Here is an 18,883-nt window from a genome sequence, read left to right as displayed (position 1 = left end):
CGATTCCGATCCGTGCCCGGTGGCCGAGGGGGAGTGACCGTGATTCCTGGAGAGATCGAGTTCAACGGCCCCGACATCGTCATCAACGAGGGCAGGCCGGTGACGATGCTGAACGTGAAGAACATCGGGGACCGGCCCATTCAGGTCGGCTCGCACTACCACTTCGCGGAAGTCAATCCTGACCTGGAATTCCGCCTCGACGGCGTGCCCGTACCGCACGCCGCGGCGCGTGGGCTGCGGCTGCACATCAAGGCGGGAACCTCGGTGCGCCTTGAGACCAACTGCGACGCCGACGTCCCGCTCGTGCCGCTCGCGGGCAACAGAGTGGTGCCGGGGCTGCGCGGCGAAACCAGCGGACCGGTGGACGGCAACGGGAATCGGGGGCAGGGCGATGAGTGAGCACTCCGAGTACCCAGGCGTGATCTCCCGCCTGGAGTACGCCGCCCTGTTCGGCCCGACGACCGGCGACCGCATTCGGCTCGCCGACACCAATCTGTGGATCGAGATCGAAGAGGACCGCTCCGGCGGGCCGGGCCTGGCCGGCGAGGAAGTGGTCTTCGGCGGCGGCAAGGTGATCCGCGAGTCCATGGGCCAGTCGTTGCGCACCCGCAGGGAGGGGGCGCCCGACGCCGTCATCACCGGCGTGGTGGTCGTCGACCACTGGGGCATCATCAAGGCCGACGTCGGCCTGCGCGACGGAAGGATCGTCGCCCTGGGCAAGGCGGGCAACCCCGACATCATGGACGGTGTCCATCCCGACCTCGTCATCGGACCCGAAACCGAGATCATCGCGGGCAACGGCAAGATCCTCACAGCGGGCGCGGTGGACACGCATGTGCATTTCGTCGACCCGCAGGTCATCCCCGAGGCGCTGGGGTCCGGCGTCACCACCCTCATCGGCGGCGGGGCCGGCCCGGGAGAGGGGAGCAAAGCCACCACCGTCACCCCCGGGGCCTGGTACCTGGCCCGGATGTTCGAGGCCCTGGACGCCTACCCCGTGAACATCGGCCTGACCGGCAAGGGCAGTACGGTCAACGAGGCGTCGATGCGTGACCAGCTGCGCGCCGGAGCCTTCGGGTTCAAGATCCACGAGGACTGGGGGGCCACCCCCGCCGCCATCGGCGCCGCGCTACGGGTGTGCGACGAGAGCGGAGCTCAACTGGCCCTGCACGCCGACTCGTTGAACGAAGCGGGCTACGTGGAAAGCACCCTGAACGCGATCGACGGCCGGGGCATTCACGTGTACCACGCCGAGGGCGCCGGTGGTGGGCACGCCCCGGACATCATCACGGTGGCTTCCCACGGCCATGTGCTGCCCTCCTCGACCAACCCGAGCATCCCGTACACGTTCAACACCCAAGAAGAGCACCTCGACATGCTCATGGTCGCCCACCATCTCAACCCGAACGTCCCCGAGGACCTGGCCTTCGCGAACTCGCGGATCCGGCCGACCACCATGCTCGCCGAGGACATCCTGCACGACCTGGGCGCGATGTCGATGACGTCCTCGGACGCGCAGGCAATGGGACGGGCGGGGGAGACCATCCTGCGTACGTGGCAGCTCGCGCACGTGATGAAGGAACGCCGCGGCGCCCTGCCCGGCGACAACAAGGCCGACAACCACCGGGTCCGGCGCTACCTCGCCAAATACACCATCAACCCGGCGATCACCCACGGCGTCGGCAACAGGATCGGGTCGGTGGAGAAGGGGAAGCTCGCGGACCTGGTGCTGTGGGAGCCGAAGTTCTTCGGGGTCAGGCCGCACCTGGTCATCAAGGGCGGGCAGACCGCGTACGCGCAGCTGGGCGACGCCAACGCCTCCATCCCCACGCCCCAGCCCGTCCTGCCACGCCCCGTCTACGGCGCGGTCGGCCGGGCCCCGGCATCGCTCTCCTACAACTTCGTGACACAGCTGGCTCTGGACGACGGGCTGGCCGAGCGGCTCGGCGTGGCCAAACCGTTCCGCGTGATCGAGAGCACCCGGTCGCTCACGAAGGCGGACATGAAGGAGAACGCCGAGACGCCCGGCATCGAGGTCGACCCCGACTCGTTCAAGGTCACCATCGACGGGGAGGACGTCGAGCAGATGTGTCCGGAGGACGAACTCAAGGAACTCCCGCTGGCCCAGCGTTACTTCCTCGTCTGATGGGTGGCGCTCTGCCGAACGATGCGCGCCCGCCAAGCAGTTACAGCAGCGCGGGCACGACGAGCCGGGCCGCGCTGCTGGTGCTGGCGGACGGCCGGTTTCCCGCCGGAGGGCACGCACACTCGGGCGGGGCCGAGCCCGCTGTGCGGGCGGGGCGCATCAAGGACGCCGAGTCGCTGGAGGCGTTCTGCCGCGGACGGCTGCACACCGCCGGCCTGGTCGCCGCGGGTCTCGCCGCCGCGGCCGCGGCGGGCTGCGACCCGCTGGCGCTGGACGGGGCGGCCGACGCACGGACGCCCGTACCGGCGCTGCGGCATACGGCGCGGCGGCTGGGGCGGCAGATGATGCGGGCGGCCCGCGCCACCTGGCCCTCGGCCGAGCTGGACGAGCTGGCCACGGCCCGCCCGCGCGGCGCCCACCAGCCCATCGTCCTGGGCCTGGCGGCCCGGTCGGCGGGGCTTTCCGGGCTGGACGCCGCCTATGCCGCCGCGTACGAGAGCATCAGCGGCCCGGCCACCGCCACCGTCCGCCTGCTCAGCCTCGATCCCTTCGACGCCACCGCCGTCCTCGCCCGCCTCGCCGCCGACCTCAACCACATCGCGGCCCGTGCCGAGGAGGCCGCCCAACGCGTCCCCCTGGACGGAACCGACGCGCTGCCCGCCGCCTCGGCCCCCCTGCTGGACATCAGCGCGGAAGCGCACGCCGCCTGGCCCGTACGCCTCTTCGCCTCCTGACCGACCCCCCACACCCCCGCGCCCTCACACCCGCATCACCAGGAGCCCGGCATGCATCTCGACCACGCACAGACCTTCCCCGAGCGGCACACCTACAGCGCCGCCGACCCGGTACGCCCTGGCGGGGCCCGCCGCGCCCTCCGCGTCGGCCTGGGCGGTCCGGTCGGCTCCGGCAAGACCGCCACCGTCGCCGCGCTGTGCCGGGCGCTGCGCGACGACCTCTCCATCGCCGTCGTCACCAACGACATCTACACCCGCGAGGACGCCGAGTTCCTGCTGCGCGAGGCGGTATTGCCGGCTGAGCGGATCAGGGCGGTGGAGACCGGTGCCTGCCCGCACACCGCCATCCGCGACGACATCTCCGCGAACCTCGAAGCCGTCGAGGACCTGGAGGACAGTGCCGGCCCGCTCGATCTCGTCCTGGTCGAATCCGGTGGCGACAACCTCACCGCGACCTTCTCCAAGGGCCTGGTCGACGCCCAGATCTTCGTCATCGACACCGCCGGCGGCGACGACATCCCGCGCAAGGGCGGCCCCGGCGTCACCACCGCCGACCTGCTCGTCATCAACAAGACCGACCTCGCCCCCTACGTCGGCTCCGACCTTGCGGCCATGGCCCGCGACGCCAGGGCCCAGCGCGGCGACCGCCCCGTCGCCTTCACCGCGTTGAAGAGCGAGAACGGCGTCGCACCGGTGGCGGAGTGGCTCCAGCGGCAGCTCACCGCCTGGACGACCGGAGCGGCATGACAACCACCGGCACCGCCCCTGTCACCACCGCCTCGGCCCCGGGGCTGCACGTCACCGCCCACATCGTGGCCGTCCCCGACCCGCGCGGCGGCACCGCCCTGCCCGTACTGCACGGACGACGGGCCCTCATCCCCCGCCACATCCCCGCCGCAGGACCCTTCGCCCGAGTCCTCCTCACCAGCTCCATGAGCGCTCCCCACGGCGGTGACCGACTGCGACTCCGAGCCGAGGTACGAACCGGCGCGCGGCTCAGCCTCGGCACGGTCGGTGCCACCCTCGCCCTGCCCGGCCCGTCCGGTGCCACCGCGACCAGCGACGTGCACCTGCGCGTGGACGACGACGCGGAACTGCACTACCTGCCGGAACCGCTGATCTCCGCCGCACACAGCGACCTGGAAGCCACCACCCGTGTCGAGCTGGCCCCGGGAGCGCGACTGGTCCTGAGGGAAGAACAGATCCTGGGCCGCGCCAACGAACCCACCGGTCGGCTCCGCACCCGCCTGACCGTGTGCCTGGCCGGCAACCCCCTGTTGGTTCAGGAACTCACCGTCGGCCCCGGCACCCCGTCCTGGTCAGGTCCGGCAGTCCTCGCCGACTACCGCATGACCGGACAACTCCTCGTGGTCTCACCGGAATTCACCCATCAGCAGCCCCCGGCCCAGGCCCTGCCGACCGAACCCGGCGAAGAGGGCGAGGCCGTCCTCACCCCCCTCGCCGGCCCCGCGGTCCTGATCACGGCGGCGGCCACCAACCACGCCACCCTCCGACAACTGCTGAACCGGGGCCGCAAGGCCATCACTCCCTAGCGCCCCGGCCCGGGCCCTGACCACGCCCGCTTCATGTCCGCGAATGCGCGCACCCACAGCAGTCACGTGACGCACGTCGCGAAAACTGCGCTCCAGGGCCCTCAGAAGCTCCCGAATGCGCCACTTCCAGGCCCCGGGGGCTCGCTCTCTCCACCGCTTCCCAGCGCGCCGGGCCGCGCCCGCTGACCCGCCCCGCCCCCGGAGGGCCGGCGCCTCGTATCACCGGGCACGCCGAACCTTCGGGAGGTTTTCGGGAAGAACAGCCGCCGAAGGCACCAAGCACCCTCTGACCAGCAAAAAGACCCTCCCGGTGGGAGGGTCTCGAAGAGCGCCCCCGGCAGGACTCGAACCTGCGGCCAAGTGCTTAGAAGGCACCTGGTGGATAGGGAGATGGGGTGCCTTTGACCTGCATGAATGCCTGCGGGGGCAGGTCGATGGTCAAGACTTCAGGGAATTTCGGGACGACGCGTCGCTGGCTTGCCTGCTCGTGGGGGCGCGATTCGCGCCGACCTGGCCTGTTTTGACCGATCGGTGGCTTAGTCGGTGGCAGTTGGGCACTATGCGGTTGGGGCGGTGATCGGCCGGAGTCAGGGCAACTGAGGGGGAATGATGGCGATCAAGGTGCTGCCAGTGACGGGGGAGCAGTCCGAGCTACTCGGCGCCGTCATTGCCTTGGGGGACCGGTACACCAAATTCCTGGGCTTGCTCACGCCACCTGCCTACCGCAAGCATGCCGACGACGGTGGCTTGCTGGTCGCCGTGGAGGACGAGGAAGTTGTCGGCTACGCGCTCTTCGGGCTGCCTAAGCGGAATCTCCATGTGCGACTCGCTCACCTTTGTGTAGCTGAGGAGCACCGCGGAAAGGGCATCGCCCGCCTGCTGGTAGAGGAGATCCGGGAGCGACACACGCACAGGCTTGGCATTCGTGCGAAGTGCCGACGCGACTACGGGCTCGGCGCCATGTGGACCGGCCTTGGATTTATTCCGAAGGGCGAAAGCCTGGGGCGGGGTCAAGACAAGGAGACCCTGGACACCTGGTGGCTCGACCTTGGTCATGAAGACCTGTTCACCGAGGCCCAGAGCGACGCATTGTTGGTGGCGGCCGTCGACCACAGTGTCTTCGCAGGACTTCGCGGCGTGGGTGAGGAGCGCGCCATCAAGGAGGCTCAGGCTCTTGAGGCGGGGTGGCTTGCCGACCTGGTTGAGTTCGCGTTCACACCACAGCTCCTTCACGACGTACATCAAATCGAGGGCCGTGAGGAGAGGCAGCATCAGCGAGCCGGCCTGGCCGGTCTGCGGTCGCTCTCGCCCCGCACCACGGTTGTGGCGACCCGCCACAAGGAGTTGGTCGCGGCGGTGAGGAAGGTACTGCCGGACGTGCCGGTCGAGGATCAACTGCGGGGTCGCCTGCGGTACGTGGCCGAGACGTCCTGTGCTGGGCTTCAGGTGCTGGTAACTCGCGACCCTGAGCTAGGGCGGCTGGCGGACGTCGCCTGGGACGTCGCCCGCGTCAAGGTGGCGTCTCCCGCTGCGGTAACGATGCACGTGGACGAGCTGCGCCAGGCCCAGCTGTACCGCCCCGCCGACCTGATGGGCACAGCGTTCTCCGCCGAGGAAGTTGCACCCGGTAGTGAGGAGGAGCTGGTTGCCTTCTTCGACCAGTCAGGGGATGGCAGCGGGCCCGCCTTCGCCGAACGTCTGAAGGAGCTTTCGCGTGACGGGGTTCTGTGGCGCCGGGAACTACTTCGCGACGGAGGAGGACGCCCTGTAGCCCTGTACGCCTGGGCGCTGGATGGTCGCACTCTCAACGTCCCGATCCTCCGGACTGCGACACACCCGTTGGAGGAGACACTCGCCCGGCAGCTGCTCTTCTTGCTGAAGAGGCTAGGACGAGAGCGAGAGGCTCAGGCCATCCGTATCGCCGATCCCTACGTCTCCGCGGCCGCTGTGGAAGCGGCCGGGGCCGACGGTTTCACCGAGGACGAGGGCGGCTTCACTGCACTCCTGGTCGACGTGTGCGGGCCGGCTGCAGTCGTCTCCGAAGCGGCGGGAGAGATCGCGGGACGAATGGGGCGCACTGCGCCTCGCCTGGGCCCTGGGGCGTCAGCGGAGATCGCGAGCGTTGCCGAGCGGGTGTTGTGGCCCGCGAAGCTCATTGACACAGCGCTGCCGTCCTTCATCGCCCCCGTCAAGCCCCGCTGGTCGACAGAGCTGTTTAACGTCCCGGCCATGCTCGTGCCCCGTGACGACGTGCTCGGTATCAGCCGAGAGCACGTCTACTATCGGTCTTCCGGTCACCGAAAGGAAAGCGTCCCTGCCCGGATCCTCTGGTACGTCAGCGATGGCGTGTCCAGGCAGCAGGGCAAGATGGCGATTGGCTGCTCGCGACTGGACGAGGTGCTCATCGATGCCCCGGACACCCTCTTCTCGCGATTCGAACACTTGGGTGTATATGGTCGTGCCGAAGTGCGCGCGGCGGCCGACACTTCGGGCAAGGTCATGGCGCTGAGGTTCTCAGATACAGAGATCTTTCCCGTGCAGGTGACGCATGGACGGCTGATCGCGTTGGCGAAGGGGCTGGGACTACGGTTGTCGCTGATGTCGCTGTCGAAGATCAGCAACGCGCTGTTCCAGGCGGTCTACGAAGAGGGGCACCGAAAAACGTGAGCGACCCGGAGCGCGCGATGCTGCTGTCCGTCCACCCCAGGTTCGCCACGGCGATCCTGGCCGGGACCAAGACGGTGGAGGTACGTCGTCAGCGCGTCGCCGCTCCACCTGGCACTTCTGTTTTCCTGTACGCGACGGCACCCACCATGGCCATCGTGGGCATGGCGCGAATCGCGGCGATTCAAGTGGCTTCCCCTCGCGAGGTCTGGTCGTCCAGCCGTAAGGAAGTTGGTATCAGCCGCCGTGAGTACGACGAATACATGAGCGGGGCGACCCAGGCCAGCGGGCTTGCGCTGGAAGACCCCGTTACCTTTGAGGCACCCGTACCGCTCGCTGCTCTCCGGGCATCCGGCTCCTTCCATCCCCCGCAGAGCTACAGGTACTTGACCGGTGAGGACCTGCGAAAAGTGACCGCGGCGGCACCGGCGTCCGGCGCGGCTCTCCATGGGGTGCTCAGGCAACTCGTTCCGGCCTGAGAAGGTATCCGCGGGCGCCCGGAATCGAACCCGCACTCTGAGCTTGGGAATCAGGGGGCTTTCGCAGGCTACGAACGCCCCTGACCTGCACAAACAGTGTGCTGAGCGGGCTGTACGCGGACGCTTCTCTGCTCATGGTTGACCGCTGTTTACCGCTGCATCTGGCACAGCACTGGCACGGGGGCCGTCAGAGATACGGATAGGACCGGACTCCCAGGGCGGGTTGTTGCGACGCCGTGGTTGTCGATGTGTCAGTGACTGGTGGAGGTCAGACGCCAAACGCGACACGGCGGGGGCGGATGGAGGGTTACCGCTCCCAGTACTTCGCCGCCGCCTGTGCGTACGCCACCCGGTGGTCGAGCTTGTCATCCGGGACCCGGAACCGGCCGCGCGCGGACTCGGTCAGGGCCGCTCGGCCAAAGAGCTCACCCGGCCGCTTCCAGGCCGTCCGCAGTGGGGCGGTGGTGGCGTCGGCAGGGGAGTCGGACAGCGCCAGGGCAACCAGGTACAGCAGGACGAACGGCAGCATCACCAGGCACAGGAGCAGTGACGGCACCGTCCCCTCCCGTCCACGCAGCACCGTTCCGTCGGGCAGGTGGATTTCGTACACGGGCCGCCACCGCTTCTTCTTTGGCGGCAGGCGCAGTTCGGCCAAGTGCTCGTGGTCCGGGGTGAGCACGGCGAGGCGACCACCGTCCTTCCGGACAACCACGGCGAGCGGCGAGCCACCGGCAAGGTCAGCGGCGAGGACGAAGCGTGGTTTGCATCCCTCGGGAAGGGGGCGGCCGTCGGGGGCCCCACGGCGGACGTGGACGGGGGCGGAGCCCCGGGGGCGCAGTTCGTAGCGCTTGCCGTCGAGGTGGCGGGTGAAGGCGAGTGTCATGGAGTGTCTCGTCTCGTCAGTTCTGGGCGCCGCACAGTGTGCTCAGGGGAAACACGCCGACGCGGTGAAGAAGTGCGAGGGGGCCGACGAGCGGGCGCGCAGCGTGTGGCCGTCCGGGAGGAACGCCTCGCACGACGGCAGGCGGCTCCCCGCCGCTCGCGGAACTCGAGGCGCGCGAGTTTTCGGTCGTGCGGGTCCGAGACCGTGGGGATCACCGTGCCTCCCGCCTAACCGAACACCGCGCGCACGCCGCCGGCCGCCGGCGTCTCCGGGAGGTCCTCCGCCTGCTCCGCCGGGCGGACGACCAGAGACTCACCGATCTGCCGCAGGATACCCGTGTACCGCGGCAGGTCGGCGAAGCACGGTGTCGTGAGAGCGAGCACCACCAGCCAGCCTCGAACCGGAGAGGGTACGTACAACTCGACGTGGGCGAACTCCAGTGCCGGAAGGATGGCCTCGCCCTCCGTCTCGGTGGCGTGTAGGGAGAGCACGGCCGGGCCGCACGGCAGGTCCACCCGGGCGATGCTGCGATGCTCGTCGAAGGAGAGCGTCTCCTGGAACGAGGCGGCGACGATTTCCGGAGCCTCCGGGTCCACGGCCTCTGCCCGTACCAGGAGGTGAGCTGTGCTCGCCGCGCCGTCCTCCGTCTCGTAGAAGGCGACGGACGCGTGAAGGACGTTGTCGGCAGCCAGGGTGGCCGTGAGGTCGGAGTAGACGACGGCGGTGGTCTCGCGCTGGAAATCCGTGCCACCCGGCCAGATCTTCTCCGCAAGCTCCCACAGGGCGGCGTCGAGGACGTCCGGGGGGAGGTGCAGCGGCAGCTCGTGGAAACCCTCCGGGGTGTCCAGGGCGAGTGACACGTTCTGCGGAACCGTGGTCATCAGAGCCGCCCCGCAGCCGGCGTACCGGGATTGGTGGCCTGGCTGTAGCCGTCGATGGCGAGGCCCGGCACCTGCTGGGCCACCTGCGGGCCCTTGGACCACCACGAGGTCGGGTCGATGGAGCCGTCGGCCCGGAGGGCCCCGCGCAGGGACGTCTTGACCGCGTCGGGGGTGAAGCCGCTGTCCATGATCTTGGTGAGGCCCTTGCTGAGCCCCGCCTCCTTGATGCTCGCCCCTGCAACGTCCTGGACGTGGCTCGTCCACGCCAGCTTCACGCGGTTGCCGACGCCGGTGGTGGTGAAGACCTTGCTGCCGCCCACGTACTCCGCACCCCTCCCGAAGAGTGACTTACCCTCCAGAGCCCTGCCGGTGAACCCGGCGTCCCGCAACGCGCGGATCTTGTTGACCTTGTCGATGGATGCGACGGTGCGGCCTTCCACCTGTACCAGCTTCATGGGCACCTTGGCCCCCTTCATCGCGACGGAGCCGAACTTCCCGAACGGGACCACCCCGATCCCGTCGCCCACCAGGTCCATCACGCTCACGTTCGCCCCACCGAGCTTCGCCGCACCGTGGGTGGCGAGGGCACCGAGGGAGGCACCTGCGCTGGCGAGGGCCAGGGCACCGGAGAGCGGCGGGCACCACAGGGTCAGCAGCGAGGCGACACCCAGGATGCCGGAGGCGAGAGAAAGCCAGTCGCCGATCTCCTTGAGCAGGTCGGCATGTTTGGTGCACCACTCTTGGATGCTGTGGCCCATGCGGGTGAAGAGGTCACCGAGGCTTTCCCAGAACCCCGGGTCCGGCGCGTTCTCCGTGGCCCGCCGGATGCGGTCGGCGATGTCCCGCGCCTTGTCCTGGTGGTTGCCGAGGAGTTCCTCGGCCCTCTTGACGATCGCCTCAAGCTCGTCGGTGGCGGAGTCCAGACGGTTGCGGGCGGAGTCGAGGGCGGTGTCCGCCTTGTTCAGGCGGTCGTTCGCTGCGTCGATTTTCTTCTGCGCGGCGTCCAGGGCAGCCTGGTCGGTGTAGTAGGTGCCGGCCAGGCGCAGGTCCGGGTTGGCGGCGGCCTCGTTGTAAGCGTTGTGCGCGCGCTCGTTCTCCGCTTTCCGGGTGGCCACCGTCTGCTTGGCCGCGGCGGCATCCGCCTCGTGCTGGCGGCCCTTGGTCTGGTACGAGGAGAGCGCGGTGTGCCAGGAGCGGAGCTGGGTGACGGCGTCGTGCATGGCATCGCGACTGTCACTCACGTACTTGGGCAGGTCGCCGACCTTTCCCGCGAACGCCTTCGCCGCGTCGCCCTCCCATTCACCGCCGCCCTTGCCGAGGCGGGACAGGACGGCGTGGGCGGAGTCCAGGGAGCGCTTGGCCGAGTCGAGCTTGCCGGTCAGGTCGTCGACGGAACCCAGGTTGCCGGGCGCCGGGTTGAAGCCGAGGGCGGGGAAGTCGTGCGTGGTCATGGAGTCACCTGTAGTAGGTCGGAGAGAAGAGGACGGTTCGGGTGAACGCACACTGCACGGCGCCTACTTGGCGTTCTTCGCAAAGGCGTCGCGGAGTGCGTGCTCAAGCGACTCGTAGTTCTGCTTGACCTGCTTCAACTTCTCCTCGATAGCCTGGGTGCCGTCGGCGATCTTCTTGATGGCGTTGTCCCAGCTGTCGTGGAACTCGTCGCAGGCGTTGTCCAGAGCCTCCGCTCCCATCGACTTCGGGCCGGTGTCCTTCAGCGCGTCCAGCGCCTTGCGCATGTTGTCCTGGCTGTTGTGCAGGTCCTTCAGCAGGCGTCCGAGGTTGTCTGCCTCGACCTTGAAATAGCCCCCCATGTGCCCTCCCTGGCGTTCCCCGTATCTGTGCACAGCCGTCCCACACGTTACCGTCGGCCGGGTGTTGGCCCGAACGGGCTGTCGGATACCCGTCGCGCCTCCCCGCTTCGATGTTCGGATCGTCGAGCGCGGCTCGAACCAGTTATTGGGCTCCACGGCGTTGAGCACACGCACCCCGTTTCCACCACCGCCGCGTCCTCCCCCTCGTCGGCGCTGCCTCGGTGCGGCGGTGCGCATTGGTGCGGGGCAGCGTGCGGGGCACGCTTGTCGTAGGCGGCTGCCACCAGGAGGTGAACGATGGTGGCCAGGGGGATTTCGGCATCGGACGCGCTGGAGGCAGACGTACGGAGACTGAGAGCCCCCGCCCGATCAGGGCGCGGGGCCTGGCTCACCCCCGCTGTTCGTCTGTCTCGTACAGCCTCCAGGCCGGCCATCGAGCGGCTTCGACTTCGCCGTCCCCACTGCCCAGCAGGTTCCGCCGGTGCAGCATAAGCCGGAGGTGGCGTGCCGCGTCGGCGCCTTCTTCGACTCCTCCGTCGAGCAGTACAGCTCTAGGGGCGGTGTCGCCGATGCCTGCCACCAGAGCCTCCGCCGGATGCCCGTGAACGGTCTCGCCCAGCGTGACAGTGGCTCCCGCCTCGCGGGAGAGGACCTGGTACAGGCGTTTGAGCAGCACGTCTTCGCTGCTGTCACGCGGGGGCACGCCGTCGCGCTCCGCGCTCTCCAGCAGCGCGGCGGCCACGCCTCCCCGTTTCCGCCAGCGCTCCTTGTCTCCCACCACGATGAGGTGACTTCGCGCGCGGGTGACGGCGACGTTCCAAAGGTTCAGCTGTCCGCCGACCCATTCGACGGCACCGGGGTGCATGCCCTCCCCGGCGACGAGGGTGAACACCATGACGTCGCGTTCGCCGCCCTGGAAGGTGTGTACCGTACCGATGCGCAGACGCTCCTCGTCGTACGGTCGCAACCGCCTCCGCAGCGCTTCGGCTTGCGGCGCGAAGGGAGTGACGACGCCGACGGTGGCTTCGGGCGGCAGCTGTTCCAGCAGGTAGTTGACGCTGTCATGCGCTTTTCGGATCTCGTCTTCGTTGACCCAGGAGCCACCCAACCGGGGGCGGGTGGCCCGTCCGGGCACGTCTGTCCAGATGACGGCGGGACGCGGCAGAGCAGGGCGGCCGCGGGTGTCGGTGAGGACGGTCAGTCCGCCATCGTAGAAGAGGTCGTTGGAGATCGCGGCGATGTGCGGGTGGCAGCGGAAATGTTCGTCAAGAAGCAACGTGCCGCCTGCGGAGCGTTCGGCGGCGTGGAAGGCGGAGTGGCGCCGGTAGGCAAGGCTGTTTTTCTCCAGCCATTCGGACCGCAGCCCGTTCCCGCGGCGAATGAGCGCCTCGCGGTGCGGGCTGGTCTTCGTGATGTGCGTGAGCTGCATCGGGTCGCCGATGACGAGGGCGCGCCGCGCGCGGAAGAGCAGCGGTAGGACATGTGGGATCGCGCACTGGCTGGCCTCGTCGATGACGACCAGATCGAACAGGGCCGGGCCCAGAGGGAAACGCCGGGCAGAGAGGCTGGTGACGGCCCACCCGGCCACCGCGGGTGTCTCGGGCGAACCGTCTGAGCGGCCCAGAACCCTCCGCATCTGCGGCCAGTCGCCGCGAGCCTCGTCCTCCTGAGCGGTCAGCAGATCGAGGATGCGACGGCGCCCAGCCCAAGCGGCGGCTTGCACCGTGGTGGCGAGGAGAGTGCGTGAAGCGTCCTGAACGCTGTTCTCGGCGTCCCGCAGTGCGCGCGCGAGCGCAGTGTCGTCCACGGAGGCCGCGTGCTCGCACCCGTCACGCCATTCCATCTCGGCCGCGGCGAAGCCGGCGAGCGCGAGGCAGCCCGCGGCGGAATCGCCGTCGTACCCGTCCAGACCTGCCCCGCGCAGGAACCGGGCCCGGCGCCACGACCCGAGAAAGCGCGCGCGGGAGAGGCGGCGAGCCTTGTCTTCCAGCTCCCGCGGCCGGGGCAGACGACCGAGGAGGTTCTGGAGTTCGGCGACGGCGATCCCGAGCTGTTCCGCGTGATGCTCGCGGGCCTCGCCTGCCCGGCGGAGCCGCAGCTCCGTCTCCGCGATGTGCGCCAGGTCCCGCCGTACTTTTGTCAGACGGTCGGCGGCCAAGGTGGCCTCCATGGACGCCGTGGCCATGGTGGACGACGGCTCCGGGCCGGTGCGCAGCGCGTGCAGCGCGGCGGCCTCGTGCTCCGTGTTGCTCTTGGCGTTCTTCCGCGCCGAACCGGTCCGTACGATGCTGCCGGGCACCAGAGTGTCGCAGCGGCGCCAGACCTCGTCCACTGCCTCGTTGTTGGTGGACGCGACCAGTACGGTCTGACCGGCGGAGACCGCGGTGGCGACGAGATTGGTGACCAACTGACTCTTGCCGGTGCCGGGCGGGCCGGTGGCCACCGTGAGCCGGCGGGTCATTGCGGACCGGAGCACCGCGGTCTGCGCCTCGTTGCAGGGCAGTGGCGTCACGAGGTGTGCCGGTTCGGGATCCGTGTGGCCGAGGGCTCGGTCACGCTGCGAGGTTTCGGGCGCGAGGGCCCCGAGGGCGGTCTTCTCGATCTGGTCGGTCCGCTTGGCGATGTCGGCGAAGTCTTTGAGCAGGCGCTTGGTGAAGCCTGTCTGGGGGCGCGCCGCGAAGAGGACTGCGGTGTTGCGGGCGCCATGGCCGGGTGTGCGGACGTCGATGCGGTCGGCGAGTTGGTCGGGCTGGAGCTCCTGCACGCACGGCAGCTCGAACTCCTGCGTAAGGAGGTTGCGTACCTCCAACGCCATCCGGTCGTGCTGCCCTCGATGCCAAGACGGCTGGAACGTGTTGATGAGCTGGGTGGCCTCTTCCTCGCCGAGCCAGTCGAGAGCCAGCTGAGGATGCGGCAGGACCGGACCGTACGGCTTCAGCCTCACCTCGCCCTCGCCTTGGACGATCTCGACACGGCGTACCAGAAGCGGCGCGAACTTCGGGTGCCGCCAGGGGCTTCCGGAGCGCGGCCCGGTGAGGACCACGGCCGGGTAACCCGCCCAGAGCTCCGCGTCGTCCTCGGCCGCCGAATCCACCAGCGCGGCAGCTTCTTCGGGGAGCGCGGTGCATCCGTCGTCGTCCACGTCGCCGGAGATGAACCTCTCCGCGCCGTCCAGGCATACGTACGACGTGTTCTGGTGGCCCACCTCCATCAGAGGCGTCTCGGCGCCTTCGGCCAGAACGCACTCGCGGTAGTAGTCCAGCAGGCCGGCCCAGGCGGGCTGCGTATGAGCGGACTTCGCGGCGTGCGGCTGTGGCGGCTCCTCGGCGCCGGGGCGGGGTCGCGGCCTCAGGGGATCGAGGATGGGGGCCCGGCCGAATGGACTGTCCGCGATGACGATTCGGTCGTCGACGCCGAGCGCGGAGTGCACCGGCACCTGACGGCCACCGTCCTGGGCACGCATACGCCGGTTCACATAGTGGAACAGGTCGCTGACCTGTACTTCACGGCCGCCGTCCTTGCTGACCTTCCCCGTGCGCAGCGCCTCGATGACCTCACCGGTGAACGCCGACGGCTTCACGTCATCGCCGCCGCCCGCGTCAGCGAACGAGTCTTCCCCGGCCCGTGAGGACGACAGGACGTACACACCCCTGCTGGTCAGCGGGGGCTGCTCGCCGGATTTCGCCACGGAGCTGTCAGGCCGTCGGTCCGACGTACGCAGCCCCATGGCGAACCCGCCGCTGCGACAGCAGTCGATCATCACGATCTTCTGCGGTGCGACGCACTCTTCGAGCGAATCGTTGAGGAACCCAGCGCTGACACCGGTCGCGGCCACTCTGTCGTAGTCGGTGTCCTTGGCGACGAAGTGGAACTCGCCGCCGTCACGCACGGTGCGTACACCATGCCCGGAGACGTACACGAGCGCGAGCTCGTCCTCGTCGCGATCCTGAAGGAACTCGCCGATGACCGCCCGCATGTCGTCTGCTGTGAGATCGGATTCTGTCTGGACGGAGACGAAGTTGCCGATGTTGCGGTGCTTCAGGACCTGGGCGAGTCCCCGTACATCCGCTCGGACGGAGGCGAGTGGCGAGAAGCGGCCGTCGTCGTAGTGCTCGTTGCCGATCAGAAGAGCCCGGCGCTTATGGAGGCGGGTCACGCCGCGCTGTCATCCGGTCCGGGGCTGTCGTCGCCGGAGATCCGGTCCTGGAATTCGCGGACCATGCGTTCCTGTGCGGCGTCAGGGCGCCCGGTGATCTCGACGGAGTCGCCCGCGATGGTGACCACGACCTTGCGGTGTCGTTCCTTGGCGCACCACTCCTTGATCAGGGTGGTCAGGACCTGGGACGCTGGGCGAACGACAGCGGCAGTGGTAGCGGCCCAGAGAGCCACCTCGCCCACGCCCGTACCCTTATGGCCCGGTCCGGCGGGCCCTTCGGCGTCATGAAAGCCGACGACGAGACCGTCTGCCCTCTCCAGGCTGTCGTGCAGATCCCGGGTGAGGCGCTCCTGCCGGAGTGTGTCGCCGCCTGTGGGCACGGTGAGTGTCCACTGCGGTCCCCCGTCGCGCATGTGCTGCTCCTTGCGTTCGCTTATTTGCTTGTCCGGTCCGTTCAGCGACTTTGGCACGAGGACGTTCGCTGGTGACAGCCGGAGCCGAAGGGAGGGGCGGCATCCGGCCACCTCCGCCCTTTGGAGGAGCGGCGTCTCAGCCGCCGACCGGCGTCTCCCCGGGCGATCTCAGGCATCGAGGCGGGAGAGACGTTCTGCCAGCATCCCGCCGGCGCTGCTCAGGATGAGAGACTGCGGCGCCCTTCGCCCCGCTGCTCAGGCTGCGGCTTCGCCGGGATCCTCGTCCTCCGGGGGGTGGACCCAAGTAGTACCGGGTGCGAGGTCGGCCCCTGTCTCCGCCTTGTACTGCGCCTTCTTTTCCTCGCTGGCGTTCTGACCTCGGCGAGCTTCCGCAGGTGGGGCGTGGGTGACTGCCGAGGCTCGCCCGTGGTTTCAGTGACGGAGGTCTGCTCCTGATCCTCGGTGTCCTCCGGGACGCTCGGTTGCATGGAGTTCCTGGCGATCACGACAACGGCGGTCAGAGCCACGCTGCCGACAGCGCCGCCGACAGCGAGGATCTTCCCCTGTGCTTCCTGTACAGGGCCTTCGTCCTCTCGGCGAAGGAGGTGGGCTCGCCGTCCTCGGGCGTGAAGTCAGTCACGCGCACACATCTACCGAACCCATCCCTCACCTGTCAGGCAATCAGCTGACATCGCCCGATCAAGTTCAGTGGCGTGGCAGCTTCGCGAAGGTGGCCGACTGGGCGGCAGCCCGCCTTCTCGTAGGCCCGGATGCCGGCTGTGTTCGGGACGAGGACCTTGAGCCAGACCACGCGCAGGTTGGTGATGCGGAAGGCGTAGTCGAGGGTCTGGCGGGTGGCCTGGGTGCCGAGTCCGTGTCCGCGGGCTTCGGGGGCGGGCATGTCTGACGAGTCGCTGAGGGAAGGGGCGTGCGTTGCTCCCCCAGCGGCTGCCAGCTGGTCTGCCAGTTCCATTTGCCGAGGGACGCGGGTCAGCCCGTGGGCGGGCACTCTGCTGCAGGGCTTTCGCTCGTACGCCCTGGAAAGTCGGAAGGCCGGGACGCCGATTGTCGTCCCGGCCTCAGACCTGGCTTTCAGCGCAGACCGTACGCGTGGTTGTAAGGCGCTTCGGCGTCGGTGGCCCGGAGGAAGTGAGGCTGCTTCTTGGGCCTGCCGCCGCCCGTACGGCAAGCGACCCCAACCGGGGCGCCACAGTCGCGGCAATCCCAGTCAAGGGCCTCCGCCAGTCCCTGTGCCTTGATCTCGTCGAGCACCGCCCTGCGCTGCTTCCACCAGGCTTCCCTCTCGGGCCCTGTTGCCGGTGGCTCCGAGTTCTGTAGCTGACGGAACGCTCGCTGGCGCTCGGGATCGGCGAGGGGGCCGGACAGGGGTTTGGTGACGACGGAGGCCTGGGCTTCCTTCTCACCTGCCTCAAGTTCCGCCTCCAAGGCGTCGACCCGCTGACGCAAGTGGTGCTCGAAGTCAGTCAGCGTCGCCTCAGGATGCGTTCCGGAGAAGTTCAAGGTCTCCAGGTGGAAAGCGCGCAGAATGCCGAGCGTGTGCTGCACCCTGTGGTTGGTGAACTCGCGCATCGTGGTACCGGTGGTCCTCTCGTTTGGCGGCCGGGTGGGTGAAGGCTCAGAGGTACCGGCCGAAGGCTGTCTCCAAGCGCTCGACGGCATCGTCGTGGGCACTCAAATGCGGCTGCATAACCCACAGGTCCTGGCGGAAGGGCTCGAACCCCAAGGACCGCCAGGTGCGTTGGGTGACCGACTTCTCCCGTGCCTCCCGTGTCCTGTCCTCCCGTTCGTCGACAGGGATGTCGATCGGGTATGGATGCGTCGCCACGAGCGCCGCCTGGCTGGCCACCCAGCGGAGCATGCGGCCGATCAACAGCCGGCCGACGCCGCCCAGGCCACGCCAGGCTGGCGCGATCCGTGCCCGGTCGATGATGACGACGTGAGTGCCGCTCACCAGGCAGTCCTCCAGGTCGCCATGGAGGCCGAGATCGGCGGACTTGTCGAAGAGCGGGGCGAAGTGCTCGTAGTCGGCGTCGCGCGAGTCCAGCGACGCGTAGATATGGCCGATGCGCCACAGGTCCAGCGTGAGCCCAGACATGGAGAGGATCGTCAACTCCTGACGCTGGTCCTGCGACGTCTGGGCTAGCGATATACGCGGGCCGAGGAGGCGGGCATTGTCGGCCACTGCCTCCTCGTCGTCCGGCTCCCACAGGGGCAGGACGGCACGGCAGCCCCATTCCAGCGTTGCCGGATCGTCGTGGGCGTCCGATGCGACAAGAGATGCGGCGGAGTCGAAACGTAACTCCAGGCGGTTCAGGCACGTCAGAAGCTCCACCCCTGCGGGTGCGGCATCAGTCATGAGGTCAAACGCTAGCCACTGGTCCCGCTTTCTAAGGGGCGTTTCCTGATTTCAGCGGCGCTCCTTTGCGCAATGGCGAGAGCCTTGGCCTTTCCCGCATCAATGGGCGCGCCGGGGAGCTGGCAAGTGGCCCAGGTCACAGGTCATGCGCCCCGCCGTCGTACCCGGGTGTCGACTGAGGTGGCGCAAGGTGGTGCGCCGCGTGCCTTCTGGGCTGGGCGCTTTCGCGAGATAGGGCACGTGGAGGGCACGGCGGGTCGTGAGAGGTCTAGCCAACCAACAAGGCCCAGGTCTCCGACCTGGGCCTCAGCTATCGAGCGGGTGACGGGAATCGAACCCGCACCCTGAGCTTGGGAATCAACGGCGCGTGAGTGCCGGAAGGTGCTCTGGCCTGCGCAAAGCTCAGTACCTGCTGCCGACCCGTGGGCCCCTCAATGCTTGTGTTGACCGCTATTGACCGCGCTGAAGGGCACGGATGGGGCACGAGCATGGCCCGGCGCCATGGTGGTGGAATTGGGGAGCGCTTGGGCGTGGTGTCCGCGCGCCCGTGGCGGGAGTTGAGGGTGGCATCGCAGGCGCAATCGATCATCGACGAGTCCGCTACATGCCGTTTCTTCCTTTTTTTGGGGGGCGCTTGCAAGTTCGGTGGCGGTGGCGGTGTGAGTCAAAATCCAGCCGGGTGGGTACAGGCGCGCCGCAGGGCCTCGGTGAGGGTGCGGTTGATGAACGCTGCTCGCGAACGGGGCGAGGTACAACCATCCGCCCACCTGTGCCGTCCAACAACGC

17 protein-coding genes are annotated in these 18,883 nt (G+C 68.6%); 7 read left to right on the top strand and 10 right to left on the bottom strand.

Going from position 1 to position 18,883, the window contains the following annotated elements; translation table 11 throughout:
* Nucleotides 1–39: 39 nt before the first annotated feature.
* The 7 genes from ureB (at nucleotide 40) to AC3EUV_RS30980 (ending at nucleotide 7,576) form a co-directional block, all read left to right on the top strand.
* Nucleotides 40–399: an urease subunit beta gene (gene ureB / locus AC3EUV_RS31010; RefSeq protein WP_432145310.1), complete on the top strand. Its 360-nt coding sequence runs from the start codon at nucleotides 40–42 to the stop codon at nucleotides 397–399.
* Nucleotides 392–2,146, top strand: coding sequence for an urease subunit alpha (locus AC3EUV_RS31005; protein WP_435604368.1), 1,755 nt, complete (start codon nucleotides 392–394; stop codon nucleotides 2,144–2,146). Before ureB ends, AC3EUV_RS31005 begins: the two co-directional genes overlap by 8 nt.
* Nucleotides 2,146–2,880 (top strand): urease accessory protein UreF, encoded by a 735-nt coding sequence (locus AC3EUV_RS31000; RefSeq protein ID WP_432145312.1) that lies wholly within the window; start codon nucleotides 2,146–2,148, stop codon nucleotides 2,878–2,880. Before AC3EUV_RS31005 ends, AC3EUV_RS31000 begins: the two co-directional genes overlap by 1 nt.
* Before the next feature lie 51 nt (nucleotides 2,881–2,931).
* The gene (gene ureG, locus AC3EUV_RS30995; protein WP_432145313.1) at nucleotides 2,932–3,627 is read left to right on the top strand and encodes an urease accessory protein UreG; all 696 of its coding nucleotides are present in this window, start codon (nucleotides 2,932–2,934) and stop codon (nucleotides 3,625–3,627) included.
* On the top strand, nucleotides 3,624–4,433 hold the full coding sequence (locus tag AC3EUV_RS30990; RefSeq protein ID WP_432145314.1) for an urease accessory protein UreD: 810 nt from the start codon (nucleotides 3,624–3,626) through the stop codon (nucleotides 4,431–4,433). The genes ureG and AC3EUV_RS30990 overlap by 4 nt, the downstream gene beginning before the upstream one ends.
* 609 nt (nucleotides 4,434–5,042) lie before the next feature.
* Nucleotides 5,043–7,100, top strand: coding sequence for a GNAT family N-acetyltransferase (locus tag AC3EUV_RS30985; RefSeq protein ID WP_435604367.1), 2,058 nt, complete (start codon nucleotides 5,043–5,045; stop codon nucleotides 7,098–7,100).
* The gene (locus AC3EUV_RS30980; RefSeq protein ID WP_432145316.1) at nucleotides 7,097–7,576 is read left to right on the top strand and encodes an ASCH domain-containing protein; all 480 of its coding nucleotides are present in this window, start codon (nucleotides 7,097–7,099) and stop codon (nucleotides 7,574–7,576) included. The genes AC3EUV_RS30985 and AC3EUV_RS30980 overlap by 4 nt, the downstream gene beginning before the upstream one ends.
* Nucleotides 7,577–7,883: 307 nt before the next feature.
* On the opposite strand, the gene AC3EUV_RS30975 is transcribed toward AC3EUV_RS30980, so the two are convergent.
* From AC3EUV_RS30975 to AC3EUV_RS30930, 10 genes are all read right to left on the bottom strand, one after another.
* Complete coding sequence (locus tag AC3EUV_RS30975; protein WP_432145317.1) at nucleotides 7,884–8,459, bottom strand: hypothetical protein; 576 nt, start codon at nucleotides 8,457–8,459, stop codon at nucleotides 7,884–7,886.
* Between the two features lie 227 nt (nucleotides 8,460–8,686).
* Entirely contained in the window at nucleotides 8,687–9,340 is a 654-nt protein-coding gene (locus AC3EUV_RS30970; protein WP_311626414.1) for a hypothetical protein, read from the bottom strand.
* Nucleotides 9,340–10,791 carry a putative T7SS-secreted protein gene (locus AC3EUV_RS30965; RefSeq protein WP_432145318.1) on the bottom strand — a complete coding sequence of 484 codons (1,452 nt, stop codon included), beginning with the start codon at nucleotides 10,789–10,791 and terminating at the stop codon, nucleotides 9,340–9,342. The genes AC3EUV_RS30970 and AC3EUV_RS30965 overlap by 1 nt, the downstream gene beginning before the upstream one ends.
* 63 nt (nucleotides 10,792–10,854) lie before the next feature.
* Complete coding sequence (locus AC3EUV_RS30960) at nucleotides 10,855–11,151, bottom strand: DUF6317 family protein (protein WP_018088842.1); 297 nt, start codon at nucleotides 11,149–11,151, stop codon at nucleotides 10,855–10,857.
* A gap of 388 nt (nucleotides 11,152–11,539) precedes the next feature.
* Nucleotides 11,540–15,307: a caspase, EACC1-associated type gene (locus AC3EUV_RS30955; protein ID WP_435604366.1), complete on the bottom strand. Its 3,768-nt coding sequence runs from the start codon at nucleotides 15,305–15,307 to the stop codon at nucleotides 11,540–11,542.
* Nucleotides 15,304–15,720: a hypothetical protein gene (locus AC3EUV_RS30950; protein WP_435604365.1), complete on the bottom strand. Its 417-nt coding sequence runs from the start codon at nucleotides 15,718–15,720 to the stop codon at nucleotides 15,304–15,306. The genes AC3EUV_RS30955 and AC3EUV_RS30950 overlap by 4 nt, the downstream gene beginning before the upstream one ends.
* A 517-nt stretch (nucleotides 15,721–16,237) precedes the next feature.
* Nucleotides 16,238–16,360 carry a hypothetical protein gene (locus AC3EUV_RS30945; RefSeq protein WP_432145321.1) on the bottom strand — a complete coding sequence of 41 codons (123 nt, stop codon included), beginning with the start codon at nucleotides 16,358–16,360 and terminating at the stop codon, nucleotides 16,238–16,240.
* Between the two features lie 33 nt (nucleotides 16,361–16,393).
* Nucleotides 16,394–16,693 carry a GNAT family N-acetyltransferase gene (locus AC3EUV_RS30940; protein ID WP_432145322.1) on the bottom strand — a complete coding sequence of 100 codons (300 nt, stop codon included), beginning with the start codon at nucleotides 16,691–16,693 and terminating at the stop codon, nucleotides 16,394–16,396.
* A gap of 119 nt (nucleotides 16,694–16,812) precedes the next feature.
* Nucleotides 16,813–17,310: a zinc finger domain-containing protein gene (locus AC3EUV_RS30935; protein WP_432145323.1), complete on the bottom strand. Its 498-nt coding sequence runs from the start codon at nucleotides 17,308–17,310 to the stop codon at nucleotides 16,813–16,815.
* 46 nt (nucleotides 17,311–17,356) lie between these two features.
* A complete protein-coding gene (locus tag AC3EUV_RS30930; RefSeq protein WP_432145324.1) occupies nucleotides 17,357–18,097 on the bottom strand; it encodes a hypothetical protein in 741 nt (246 codons plus the stop codon).
* Between the last annotated feature and the right edge of the window lie 786 nt (nucleotides 18,098–18,883).

The organism is Streptomyces sp. bgisy130, assembly GCF_057708345.1.
Note: the sequence above shows the minus strand (reverse complement) of the source record. Positions and strands in the feature narration are given on the sequence as shown.

What these genes read in the sequence shown, in the direction of transcription:
- AC3EUV_RS31005 (WP_435604368.1), top strand. Translation starts at nt 392, where the DNA reads ATGAGTGAGCACTCCGAGTACCCAGGCGTGATCTCCCGCCTGGAGTAC.
- AC3EUV_RS31000 (WP_432145312.1), top strand. Translation starts at nt 2,146, where the DNA reads ATGGGTGGCGCTCTGCCGAACGATGCGCGCCCGCCAAGCAGTTACAGC.
- ureG (WP_432145313.1), top strand. Translation starts at nt 2,932, where the DNA reads ATGCATCTCGACCACGCACAGACCTTCCCCGAGCGGCACACCTACAGC.
- AC3EUV_RS30990 (WP_432145314.1), top strand. Translation starts at nt 3,624, where the DNA reads ATGACAACCACCGGCACCGCCCCTGTCACCACCGCCTCGGCCCCGGGG.
- AC3EUV_RS30985 (WP_435604367.1), top strand. Translation starts at nt 5,043, where the DNA reads ATGGCGATCAAGGTGCTGCCAGTGACGGGGGAGCAGTCCGAGCTACTC.
- AC3EUV_RS30975 (WP_432145317.1), bottom strand. Translation starts at nt 8,459, where the DNA reads ATGACACTCGCCTTCACCCGCCACCTCGACGGCAAGCGCTACGAACTG.
- AC3EUV_RS30970 (WP_311626414.1), bottom strand. Translation starts at nt 9,340, where the DNA reads ATGACCACGGTTCCGCAGAACGTGTCACTCGCCCTGGACACCCCGGAG.
- AC3EUV_RS30965 (WP_432145318.1), bottom strand. Translation starts at nt 10,791, where the DNA reads ATGACCACGCACGACTTCCCCGCCCTCGGCTTCAACCCGGCGCCCGGC.
- AC3EUV_RS30960 (WP_018088842.1), bottom strand. Translation starts at nt 11,151, where the DNA reads ATGGGGGGCTATTTCAAGGTCGAGGCAGACAACCTCGGACGCCTGCTG.
- AC3EUV_RS30950 (WP_435604365.1), bottom strand. Translation starts at nt 15,720, where the DNA reads ATGCGCGACGGGGGACCGCAGTGGACACTCACCGTGCCCACAGGCGGC.
- AC3EUV_RS30940 (WP_432145322.1), bottom strand. Translation starts at nt 16,693, where the DNA reads ATGGAACTGGCAGACCAGCTGGCAGCCGCTGGGGGAGCAACGCACGCC.
- AC3EUV_RS30935 (WP_432145323.1), bottom strand. Translation starts at nt 17,310, where the DNA reads ATGCGCGAGTTCACCAACCACAGGGTGCAGCACACGCTCGGCATTCTG.
- AC3EUV_RS30930 (WP_432145324.1), bottom strand. Translation starts at nt 18,097, where the DNA reads ATGACTGATGCCGCACCCGCAGGGGTGGAGCTTCTGACGTGCCTGAAC.